At 38.1% G+C, this 12,648-nt stretch carries 7 protein-coding genes; 6 read left to right on the top strand and 1 reads right to left on the bottom strand.

Going from position 1 to position 12,648, the window contains the following annotated elements:
* Positions 1 to 457 precede the first annotated feature (457 nt).
* The 5 genes from ESZ36_RS02255 (at position 458) to ESZ36_RS02235 (ending at position 8,777) form a co-directional block, all read left to right on the top strand.
* Positions 458 to 1,489 (top strand): PTS sugar transporter subunit IIC, encoded by a 1,032-nt coding sequence (locus ESZ36_RS02255; protein ID WP_146782935.1) that lies wholly within the window; start codon positions 458 to 460, stop codon positions 1,487 to 1,489.
* A gap of 299 nt (positions 1,490 to 1,788) precedes the next feature.
* Positions 1,789 to 2,976 (top strand): beta-aspartyl-peptidase, encoded by a 1,188-nt coding sequence (gene iadA, locus ESZ36_RS02250; RefSeq protein ID WP_211357748.1) that lies wholly within the window; start codon positions 1,789 to 1,791, stop codon positions 2,974 to 2,976.
* Positions 2,977 to 2,984: 8 nt separating this feature from the next.
* Entirely contained in the window at positions 2,985 to 3,809 is an 825-nt protein-coding gene (locus ESZ36_RS02245) for a cyanophycinase (protein ID WP_146782932.1), read from the top strand.
* A 251-nt stretch (positions 3,810 to 4,060) separates the two neighbouring features.
* Positions 4,061 to 6,880 carry a cyanophycin synthetase gene (gene cphA / locus ESZ36_RS02240; protein WP_146782930.1) on the top strand — a complete coding sequence of 940 codons (2,820 nt, stop codon included), beginning with the start codon at positions 4,061 to 4,063 and terminating at the stop codon, positions 6,878 to 6,880.
* Positions 6,881 to 7,025: 145 nt separating this feature from the next.
* Positions 7,026 to 8,777 (top strand): Mur ligase family protein, encoded by a 1,752-nt coding sequence (locus ESZ36_RS02235; protein ID WP_246128953.1) that lies wholly within the window; start codon positions 7,026 to 7,028, stop codon positions 8,775 to 8,777.
* A 69-nt stretch (positions 8,778 to 8,846) separates the two neighbouring features.
* On the opposite strand, the gene ESZ36_RS02230 is transcribed toward ESZ36_RS02235, so the two are convergent.
* Positions 8,847 to 9,122 carry an HU family DNA-binding protein gene (locus ESZ36_RS02230; protein ID WP_011042697.1) on the bottom strand — a complete coding sequence of 92 codons (276 nt, stop codon included), beginning with the start codon at positions 9,120 to 9,122 and terminating at the stop codon, positions 8,847 to 8,849.
* 447 nt (positions 9,123 to 9,569) lie between these two features.
* Here ESZ36_RS02230 and ESZ36_RS02225 point away from each other — a divergent pair, with 447 nt between their 5' ends.
* Positions 9,570 to 12,614, top strand: coding sequence for a DUF748 domain-containing protein (locus ESZ36_RS02225; RefSeq protein WP_146782927.1), 3,045 nt, complete (start codon positions 9,570 to 9,572; stop codon positions 12,612 to 12,614).
* Positions 12,615 to 12,648 lie beyond the last annotated feature (34 nt).

Below are 12,648 nucleotides of genomic sequence, written 5' to 3'. Positions count from 1 at the left end.
GGTTTGCTACATAAAGTCAGCCTTCGATAATAGCTCCGTTCACAGAGTATCTTGTCATAAAAATAAAATATCACTCATTACTTAACAACTCTCATCATTAAAATAATCAACACTATTTATGTGAAACTTTGTAGTTTATAGGAAACTTTATTCACTAAAGTGGATTTTATTTCATTTAAAGTGTATTTTGTTGCGCTATCTCAACCTTTGTATCTTAGTAAACATGAATAATGAAAAGGTCAAATTATTAGATATATAAAAATCAGCTCAATAATCGATCAGATAGATAGTCAATAAAGCATTATTAATAGGTGCTAGATAGTAGTAAATATCTACGATGAATTATTAATGCTTCAACAATTACATGGCAATGTTAACAAGGGAACGCTCATCATTATTTGAGTTTTTCATACCTTAAAAAAACAAAACATATGCCACCTTTGCTTAGGAATATTTTATGGAATTACTTAAGGGTATAACCCTTCTTCTCGCTGCGTTAACCGCATTTTCTTTATTTAGTCGTTTTGCCCCCCAAGGCACAAAAGCCATGGGTGGACTTGCCTCCGCAGCGGTTGCTAGTTTTCTGGTGGAAGCTATTCACGCCTATATTTCAGGTGACTTTCTTGGTATTGATATCTTAAGAGAAACTGGGTTAGCTGCTGGTTCTATGGGAGGGCCTGCTGCGGCGGCTCTTGTCGCATTAGCCTTAGGCGCTAATCCTGTGTTTGCCATCGTTGCTGCTATTGCGACTAAAGGAACCGGTATATTGGCTGGCTTTATTGCAGGCTATATTTGTTACTTTATTTCCAAAGTCATTGAAAAACATCTTCCTGAGGGGATCGATGTTATCGTTGGCGCATTAATTCTCGCACCTTGTGCTTATGTTATTGCTCATGCATCCGGGCCTGTCGTCGGTAGTATCATGGAAATTATAGGCTCCGCTATTACCGGGGCTACTTCTGCATCACCTTATGTTATGGGCTTTTTACTTGGTGGCTTAATCAAAATGATCTGTACTTCGCCATTAAGCTCTATGGCACTTACTGCTATTCTTGGTTTGACTGGTCTTCCTATGGGGATAGCTGCTATTGCCTGTGTTGGCGGATCTTTCACTAATGGTATATTAATGAAGAGACTCAAATTAGGGGATAGAAACAAAGTTATTGCCATTATGTTGGAGCCACTCACCCAAGCAGATATTGTCACAAGAAATGCCTTTAAGATTTATTCTTGTAACTTTTTCGGCGGTGCATTATCTGGTTTAGTTGCTGTTTACTTTAATATCATCAACGATGCTCCAGTAACTGCAGCACCAATACCAGGCTTACTTGCTCCTTTTGCCTTTAATGAAGCAGGTACTGTTTTAATGGCCATTCTAGCTGCGTCTATCTGTGGTATTGCCGCAGGTTATATTGGCAGTAGCATTCATCTAAAATTAGATGAAAAACGTGCAAATAAACTTAATGGTGTTACTCCGGTAACCACATAAATTGATTGATGTGATAAAAGGTTGTAAATAGCCTTTTATCACTCATTTCGCAAGATAACTCTGCTAATTATGTTCATGTCAAAATAAAACTGATGGCTTACCTTTCAATCCTCATGTAATCCATACCATGCAATTAAATCATGGTAAAAAGACTAGGTATTCATACATTTCATTTCACACTACTAAATTGTGTTACAATTGGCATTTATTTTTTTCAGTGTTGATTTAGTTTGTTGTTTATTATGTTTTTATAATTAAAAACAACAAGTTAAGCTAAATGCAACTTCATTATATCTACCATGAACGATAGCCAAACGATGCTCATATTATTGTGTAATGTAAATATTTATGCACCAAATCCCTTAGGTTTTAAAGATGTTCTTATTGCAGGTAATAAAATTGCTGCAATTTATGACCATGGGCAAGGTAAAATTGCCATCCCTAAACAATGGAATGTTGAGGTTATTAATTTTGATGGTGCTATTTTAACGCCTGGTTTTATTGATAGTCATGCTCACATTACCGGTGGTGGAGGTGAAGCAGGTTTTGCGACGCAAGTTCCTCCTGTTGGTCTAACTGAATTTACTCATGCGGGTGTCACCACAGTCGTTGGTTTACTTGGTACAGATGATACTACCCGCAGTACTGAAAATTTATTGAGCCGAGTTTATGGCCTGCGTGAAGAAGGATTATCAGCTTATTGTTGGACAGGTGGATACCACTTTCCTCTAACGACTATCACGGGTAGTGCAAAGTCAGATATTGCTTTTCTTGAACCCGTCATTGGGATTGGCGAATTTGCTATTAGTGATCATCGCTCTAGCCAACCAACGTTTGAAGAAGTCATTCGCTTAGCGAGTGAAACTCATGTAGCAGGCTTAATCACTGGGAAAGCTGGTGTTATTCATTTTCATTTAGGTGATGGTGAAAGACGTTTAGAATTAATAGAACGAGCAATAAGAGAAACTGAACTTCCTGCACGAGTATTTAATCCAACGCATGTTAATCGCAATAAACCTTTGTTTGAAGATAGTTGTAAATTATTAAGTAAAGGTTGTCATATTGACCTAACAGCATTTCCGGCAGGAACCGCTCAGCCAGGTTGGGAAGCCTGTGACGCAATTGAGATGGCCGTTGAAAGGCAATTACCCTTAGAACAAATAACCCTTAGCTCGGATGGCGGAGGTTGCTTACCTTGTTTTGACCCTCAAGGTGAATTACAACATATGGATTTTGGTCGAGCGAGTACATTAGGAGAAACATTGGTAGCAACTTTAAGTAAAGGTTTGTCACTTGAAACCGTTCTACCTATGTTAACAAGCAATGTTGCTAATATTTTGCGCTTTAAAAACAAAGGGCAAATTGCCGTTGGGTTTGATGCGGATTTATTGGTGATGAATGAAAAATATGAGATTACTGATGTCATGGCACAAGGTGTTTGGCATAAGAAAAATAATCAAACAATGATTAAAGGTACATTCGAATAGAGGTAAATATGTGTCCAGCAAAAACGACTGACGGTCAACAACGGGGATTTGTAATCCCAATCGGGGGGGCAGAAGAACGCGTAAATGATCCTATCATTTTAAAACGTTTTGTTGAGCTTTGTGGCGGAGAGAATGCTTATATAGTTATTATCCCGACCGCATCACAACTCGATGATACAGGGTCAAATTATGAAACTGTTTTTCATGAATTAGGTGTGAAGAAAGCAGTTTCTTTGCCTATTAATGATCGTGAGCAGGCAAATAGCGATGACTATCTAGCTGAATTAAAGAATGCCACTGGCATTTTTATCACTGGTGGTAATCAATTACGCTTGTCTACTATTTTAGGTGGTACTCCGGTGGCTCAAAGCATTCGTAAACTTAATGCTGCGGGTGTTCATGTTGCCGGTACTTCTGCGGGTGCAGCTATTATGCCTGGCCATATGATTGCGGGAGGGCGCACTGGAGCTTTACCTAATGAAGAAGGGGTAACTTTTGCACCAGGTATGGGATTGATTAATAAAGTCATTATTGATCAGCACTTTAGCCAACGAAACCGATTAGGACGTTTGTTATCGGCCATCTCTTATAACCCCTTTGCTTCAGGTCTTGGTATTTGTGAAAATACTGCTGCCTTTATTGATCCGTCGGGGACTTTGGAAGTAGTTGGTCACGGTAGTATTACTGTCGTTGACCCTTCAGATTTAACCCATAGTTCAATGGCTGATGCTAATAGAGGTGAAGCCATAACGTTAATCGGACTAAAGTTACACGTACTTAGCCCTGGCGCAACTTACTGTATCAACGAAAGAATAGCGAAACCTGCAAGGTAAACCAGCAGGTAAATTATCCTTATCTTTAAAGCCTGCCACCTCTTTTGTTGTCAGGCTTTTATTTTATATTTCATCAATTTAACCATAACCCCACATTTTCATATCCCTTCTAAAAATATTATTTAGCAAGTAGTTTGCGCTTCAATAAAACCGTGTTATCTTTTCTAAACGACGTTTTATGTAGTTGTAATCGTAGTCTAGTTGTTATTGGATAATATAAAGTTCTCGTCAGAGTAATAAAGGAAATCACTATGAAAATACAATCTTCCAACGTGTATGTTGGCCCTAATGTTTATGCTCATTTTCCTGTGATTCGCCATATAGTAGATATCGGCATTTTGGAAAAATATCCCTCAGTTAGACTGGGTAATGAATTTATTCAAGGATTACTCACTCACCTGCCAAGTTTAGATCAGCACGGTTGCTCTTATGGAGAACCTGGTGGTTTTATCAGACGATTAAAAGAAGATGATGGCACCTGGATAGCTCATATTTGGGAGCACGTTACCCTCGAATTACAATGTATTGCAGGCACTGAAGTCACGTTTGGTAAAACACGTGGTACAGGTCAAGTCGCTGAATACAATATGGTTTTCCAGTACAAACAACGTGATGTAGGTCTTGAAGCCGCTATATTGGCTAGAAATTTATTAATTTCATTAATGCCCGCTACCATTCAAGTTGAGTTGCAAACCAAAATTGAAGACGACTTTGATTTTCAGCAAGAGTTGGCTGATTTTATTCGTTTTGCTCAACGTAAAGAGTTTGGCCCTAGTACGCAATCATTAGTTGATGCTGCAGAAGAACGTGACATTCCTTGGTTACGCTTAAACGAATACAGCCTAGTTCAATTTGGCCATGGTAAATATCAAAAGCGAATTCAAGCAACCATTACCAGTGAAACTAAGCACATTGCTGTTGAGATTTCTTGCGATAAAGAAGACACCCATAATTTATTAAATGACTTGGGTTTACCTGTTCCTCAGCAACGCATGGTGTATTCAGACACACAAGCGGTGAGAATGGCGAAACGCATTGGCTATCCAGTGGTATTAAAGCCGTTAAATGCTAATCATGGTCGTGGTGTTTCTATTGATTTAACCACCGAAGAACAAGTTATTACCGCTTTTGCCTTTGCCCGTGAACACGGTACCAGCAGAGCCGTTTTAGTTGAATCTTTCTTAACGGGACTAGACCATCGCATGCTAGTTATTAACGGCGAATTAGTTGCCGTTGCGAAACGTGTGCCTGGCCATGTAATTGGTGATGGCGTTAATAATATCAGTAAGTTGATTGATATTATCAACGAAGATCCGCGCCGAGGCGTTGGTCATGAAAAAGTACTGACTCAATTAGAATTAGATACCCAAGCCGAACGGTTATTAGAAGAAGCCGATTTCACACAAGGTACTGTTTTAGCCAAAGGTGAAATATTTTACTTACGTTCAACCGCTAATTTGTCTACCGGCGGTACCGCAATTGATATGACCGATGTGGTTCATCCTGACAATAAGACTATGGCTGAACGTGCAGTAAAAGCCGTTGGTTTATATATTGGCGGGGTTGACTTTTTAACGGCTGATATCACTCAATCTTACAAAGATATTGGTGGCGGCATTGTTGAAGTTAATGCTGCACCTGGCTTTAGAATGCATGTAGCTCCGAGTGAAGGAAAACCAAGAGATGTGGCTGGAAAAGTCATTGATATGTTGTTCCCGCCATCATTACCTAAGCGCATCCCTATTGCCGGTATTACCGGTACAAATGGTAAAACGACAACCTCTAGAATGTTAGCGCATATCTTAAAAAGTGCAGGGCATGTGGTCGGTATGACGTCTACCGATGGCGTTTATGTTGATGGTCAATTATCTGTGAAAGGTGATATGACTGGACCTGTTTCATCTCAGATTGTTTTACGTGATCCCTCTGTAGATATTGCTGTGTTAGAAACAGCACGCGGTGGTATTGCTCGCTCAGGTCTTGGTTATAATGAGTGTGATGTAGCTGCTTGTATTAATGTTCAAGAAGATCATTTAGGCCTTAGAGGAATCGATACGCTTGATCAACTTGCTGAAATTAAACGTATTGTTGTTGAAGTCGCCAAAGATAGTGTTGTACTTAATGCCGATGACCCTCAGTGTTTAAAAATGGCTGAACATACCAAAGCTAAGCACTTATGTTATGTGACTATGAACACAGGCCATAGTTTAGTGCGAGAGCATATTCGTGCAGGCGGTCGTGCGGTTGTATTAGAAAAAGGTATCAACGGTGACATGATCACTATTTTTGATAATGGCACTCATATTCCATTACTTTGGACCCATTTAATTCCTGCGACCTTGGAAGGTAAAGCACTACACAATGTGCAAAACGCTATGTTTGCTGCAGCCTTAGCTTATTGTTTGGATAAACCGCTTGAGGCCATTCAACAAGGCTTAAGAACTTTCACCACCACCTTTTATCAAGCTCCTGGAAGAATGAATGTTTTTGATGAACATCACTTTAGAGTAATACTTGATTATGCTCATAATGCTGATGGTGTGCGTTGCATGAGTGAACTGGCAAGTAAGTTAGAAGTTAAAGGTAAGCGTATTACTGTGCTGGCAGGCCCAGGTGATCGCCGTGATGAAGACATAGTGAATATTGCTAAAGCGGCAGCAGGACATTTCGATATCTATATTTGTAAGGCTGATGATAATAGACGTGGCCGTGAGTTAAATGAAGTTCCGGAACTCTTAGCGGCATCATTAAAAGCTGAGGGTATTGATGAATCACAAATATATTGTATTTCAGATGAAGTAGAGGCAATAAACAAAGGACTCGAACTCGCGAATACCGATGACTTATTGATGGTCTTTGGTGATGCTATTACACGCAGTTGGAAACAGATTATTAATTTCAATACTGGTCATGAACCAGAGCAAGAAACAGAAAAAACAGCCGTTCAAACTGTCGTTTCTATGCTAGAAACCAGCGAGCCAGATACCTTTGTTTTGGAAAGCGGTATGAAAATTGTTACTGATGAACGAGGTGTTCGTGTGGTATCTGAGCATGATGAAGATAGTGATTAATTGTCTATAAACCAGCCCTTTGGGGACGGCTGAGCAAAGCATGTCACTCGTTGTATCTATTTTAAGGGAATAACTCTCAATAAAAAGATGCGACGTGATCATACTTTTCTCAGACGTCCTGCACTTTGAATGATAATGGGTATATATGAACAAAGAAAATATAATACTGAGCCTAGATGATAACCGTCGGCTGACGGGAAAAAATTTATTATCCGATCGACCCGGCGCAATCATTGATGCTTTTGTATCAGGTATTGATAAAGTCACCGTGGTAAATGTTTGGTCTACTTATGCTAAACAGTTATTAAACGCCGTTAATTGGTTAGATGAAACAACCTTCTCTCGAGTTTTTGAAGATGGGATATCTATTGCGATTAGCGCACCTCTAGATGCGCTTTATGCGGCGTGCGATTTAAATGAGCTAGCGTGGCAGCTTACCTGTGATGAATTAACCCAAACACCTAGTGAAGAATCAATTTCAGCAGCAATAAGTCTTTTAAAACAAACGATAGTGGAGGAAGTAAATCCAAAGTTACTTGAGTTAATTAAACAGTCAACGTTTAATAATATTGTCTATTTGGTTGATGATGATGAATTTTCTTTGGGTTATGGTCCTTCTTCACAAAGTTGGCCAATATCAGCATTACCTGATGTATCAAGCCTAAATTGGTCGCAATATAAATCGATTCCACTTGCTTATGTAACAGGCACTAATGGCAAATCGACCAGTGTTCGCATCATGTCGCAAATCATCAAACAAGCGGGAAAATGTTGTGGTGTTACTTCTACCGACTTTATTCGGGTAGGCGATAATATTATTGATCATGGCGACTATTCTGGTCCGGGTGGTGCAAGAATGTTATTACGACACCCTGATACAGAAACTGCTATTTTGGAAGTTGCTCGGGGGGGAATTCTACGTCGAGGATTACCGATAGATAATGTCGATGCAGCATTAATCACAAATATTGCCGAAGATCACTTAGGACAATATGGTATTAATACTGTTTCAGCACTTGCTCAAGATAAAGCTGTTGTTGCTAAAGGGCTTCTACCTAACAAAGAAAATAAAGGACAGGAGAATAATAGGCTAGATAAAGGCAGGTTAGTGCTTAATGCAGATGATGAACATTTAGTTGCCTTAGCGCCTGATTTACCCGTTACGAAGTCATGGTTTTCCTTGCATGAAGATAATACGACATTACAGCAACATAAAAAAAATGGTGGCGCTGTTTGTTTTGTTAGAGAACAACAATTGGTTTATTCATACGGTAATGAAGAGTCGATAATCATTGCCGTTAACGACATTCCTATGACCCTAAACGGTGCGGCTTTGCACAATATTCAAAATGCACTTGGTGCTATCGCGTTAGCTAAATGCCTGAATATTGAAAATAAGGCGATTAAAATAGCATTATCAAATTTTGCTAGCAACGTTGAAGATAACCCTGGCAGAGGTAATCATTTTAGCGTTAAAAATGCAGAAGTGATTATGGACTTTGCACACAATGTTCATAGCATGGAAGCGATGGCGGTAACTACTGCGAATATGCGAGCAAAGCGTAAATTTTTAATGCTAAGTCATGCAGGAGATCGAACTGACGATGAGATCATCAATATGACTAAAACGGCGTTAAAAATGCAGCCTGATTTCATTATTGCTGCTGAGTTAGCGCCTTATTTACGTGGTAGAACATTAGGAGAGGTACCTCAGCTTATTGTTGATACGGCTCTTGCTTATGGCATGAAAAGAGATAAGATTTATATTGCTGATAGCCCTCATGAAGGAGCAAAGCACATTGTAGAACAGTTGCACGAGAAAGATTTAGCGTTATTAATGGTGCTATCTGACCGAGAAGAGATAATCGAGCTTTTGCTTGATAAAGCTTTTGTTTGATAGGAGAATTCTGTATCAGTCACAAACAAGACCCCCTATATTAAGGGGGGCTTATTTGACATCAAATGACTAAACGTTTACCGCGTCTTTTAATGCTTTACCTGCTTTAAAAGCAGGAACTTTCGCCGCAGAAATCTGGATCTCTGCACCTGTTTGAGGATTGCGACCAGTACGAGCTGCACGGTCATTTACTTTGTAAGTACCAAAACCCACTAATGCGACATCACCGCCATTAGCTAATTCAGTCGTTACAGAACCAATTAAACTATCTAAAGCACGGCCAGCTGAAGCTTTTGAAATGTCTGCGCCTTCAGCAATTTTCTCTACCAATTCACTTTTGTTCATTATTATTATTCCTTAATTATGGTTGTCACTAACATACTAAAAAATAACAGTGAATTGAGCAATAGAAATCGTCATTTTTGTGCGAAAAGTGGACATTTTGTTTGTTTTACCGTTACTTAAAGTTAGGCATCTGCTTATTAGCAATTAATATGCATGTTTCAGAGTGCTTGAACAATTTCAAGACAGGCGCATTGATGTTATGAGCAATCAGTATTTTTCTCGATAAATAGTTAACTTTTTCTATACTAAGTCTTTAGGTTAAACATTTCATCGACATAAATTTTTTGCCGCCTGATTTTAATTTCTCAGCAGCTCGAAAGTAGCATGATTAATGTACTATTGTTTCATGACATTTATACTTATGAAAACAATGGTAATTTACAGCATAAAATGATTAGATAGCGACAGTTTTTCACATCCAAACCCTTGTTTGAATAAGTATATTAAATGAGTTTTATTATGACCTTTGGGCAAAAGTTTTCTTTATTAAATAAGCGTATTAAAGCCATTATTTATAGTGGCATCGTCGTGTTACTTTATGCCATAACTGGCTTTTTTATCTTACCTCTTATAGTAAAGCCACTTATTATTGATACAGTGACGGAAAAATTAGAACGACAAGCCCAATTAGACGTTATCGAATTTAACCCCTTCACTTTATCCATTACCTTAAAAGGCTTCAGTATTAATGGGAAGCATACCGATAAACTGCTTGGTTTGGATCTGTTAACGGTAAATTTGCAAGCTTTTCCTCTTTTACAAAAAACAATTTCCTTTGACGAGATAATTATTAATAAACCAGAGGTTAGTGTTTTAATACTGGCCAATGGTGAGTTTAACTTTCAAGATATTATCCTTAAAAATACCGCTCCCGAGAGTGAAGTTGACAGTGAGAATACCAGTGACCCTGCTTGGATCTTATCTATAGACAAGTTTCGTCATAATGAAGGGATTATCAACTTCAGTGATCTGAATAGAAAAATAGCCTATCATCATAAAATTAAAGAAATTAATGTTGCATTGGATAACTTTTCCACTAAAGCAGGTGACAATAATACCCACCACGTGAAGGCCAAAACATCACAAGGTACTGAGCTTAATTGGAACGGAAAATTTAGTTTATCTCCGCTTAAGTCTTCAGGCGATATTAGTTTAGTCAGTCAATTACACGTTATTTCTGATTATTTACAAAAAAAAATATTATTCAGTATTTCTGAAGGTTCCTTAAAGGTTGATAGTCATTATGACTTTAATTTTGCAGGCGAAGAGCCGCAATTTACTATCACTAATTTAATCGCTACCATTTCAACGTTAGAGATTCGTCGCCAAGAAGACAACAAAAAAATTATTACCTCGGATGAGATTAGGTTAGATCTTGAACAATTGAGTTCATCAGATAAAAAAATAGTAATTAATAGTATTTCCCATAAAGACAGTTTCATTGCTATTAACAAAAACAAATCAGCAAAGTTTGATATTGAAGACTTATTTGTATTACAAAAATTAAATCACTCAGTTGGCTCAGCTAAAGCTGTTCAAACCGACAACGCAATTAAAAGCAATACAGCAGTCAATCCTAATGAGGGTAAGCGTGATAACTGGGATCTAGAAATAAAGGTTATCAACACAAGCAACAATAATATTGTGATTAACGACAGCTCGGTATCACCAACTGCCATTCATGATGTCACAATAAAGTCATTAACAATTGAACATTTAAAGCCTTTTACTAACGAAACAGCACTATTATCCTCAAATATAGGCTTGAACGATCAAGGTATTATTAACGTAAAGGGCACAATAAAACCTGAATCCAAGCAGTTGTCTCTTGCCCTTGATACAGAGCAAATATCGCTAAAAGATTTCCAGCCTTATATTAATGCTATTGCCAACATGAAAATACTTAATGGCGACTTAGCCACGAATTTAACTATTAATATCGATGCGGCTAAGCCCACGCCCTTATTGGACATTAAGGGTGATATTAAAATAAGCTCACTCAATGTCATCGAGACTACGTTAAATGAAGAATTTTTAAGCTGGGAAAATTTAGTATTAAAGGATATTCAATTTAATTACCCTGAGCAAGAGTTGACCTTGGCTGCTATTGACATAAATGCGCCTTTCTTACGTTTAGTCATTAATGAAGGCAGTACAACTAATATTCAACAATTAATGAAAGCTGAACCTACAGCTGCGCCAAACCCCGAGGCGAAAAAAGTTAAGTCTGAGACCAAAAACGAAGGCAGTTCAACAGCACAAAACTTTACCGCTGACATTAATAAAATCAATATTATTAATGGCAAGTTAGATTTTTCAGATAGCTCACTTACACCAAAGTTTAGTGCTGGAATTTATAGCCTAAACGGAGACATAACAGGGTTATCTTCTAATGAAGACAGCAGAGCAAAAATAGATTTAAAAGGTAAAGTAGATAAATATGCGCCTGTTATTATTAAAGGCGCTGTTAACCCATTAAGTCATGACGCTTTCACTGATATTGACATGTTATTTAAAGGAATTGAGTTAACGACATTTACACCATATAGCGGGAAGTTCGCAGGCTACGCAATCGATAAAGGCAAACTAAGTTTAGGGCTAAATTATAAATTGTCTAAAAACAAACTGGTTGCTGAAAATAATGTCACGTTAGACCAGCTCACTTTAGGTGATGTTGTTAATAGCGAAGAGGCCACCAGCTTACCGATAAAGTTTGCCTTATCAATGCTAAAAGACAGTGAAGGGGTAATAGAATTTAACTTGCCTATTCGAGGTGACATTGATAACCCTGACTTTAAGTATTCCAGCTTGGTTTGGGGGGCATTGGGTAATTTGATTACGGGTATTATAAGTTCTCCTTTTAAAGCTTTAGCTAGTTTGGTTGAGGGAGATAATGACAATTTTGATCATGTGACTTTTACCGCAAATAGTTTTGAACTTAATGAGGCAGAGCAGGGTAAACTCAATTCTCTCGCCAAAGCATTATTGCAACGACCTTCTTTATATATAGAAATAAGAGGGCTAAGTTCCAATTTAATTGATCATGACGAAATGGCGTATGCAAAAATATTAAAACAACTACAATTAGCGCCTAGAACCTTGGGCGGTGCACTGACCGACGATGAGAAAACATCGTTAATAACTTATTATCATTCTTTAAACAAACAAACAGAGCAAGCAAAGCAAAAAGAAGAAGCTTCAAATCAAGCAGATGTTGCTGCTACTTTAACTAAAGCAGAACAAGCACTAGAGAAAGAGAAATTCTTTAACGATGCGGTTAAGTTTATACTCGCTGAAACAGCTGTAACAGATGCAGAATACTTAATGCTGGCAAAACAACGTGCATTACAAATTCAAAAGCACCTGATTGAAACGGCTCAAGTGCCAACTGTTAATGTGTTTTTACTCGACAGTAGTATTGAAATTGAAAACAAGCTTGCCAATATTGAAAAGTCACAAATAACGCTACCGCTCAGTTTAAAAGCAAAATAGCCTTCATTGGATAAATCGATTACCAATGCCTCTT

Source organism: Colwellia demingiae (assembly GCF_007954275.1).
Classification (GTDB): Bacteria; Pseudomonadota; Gammaproteobacteria; order Enterobacterales; family Alteromonadaceae; genus Colwellia; species Colwellia demingiae.
The sequence above is the reverse complement of the archived record's forward strand: the minus strand, read 5'-3'. Positions and strand labels throughout refer to the sequence as shown.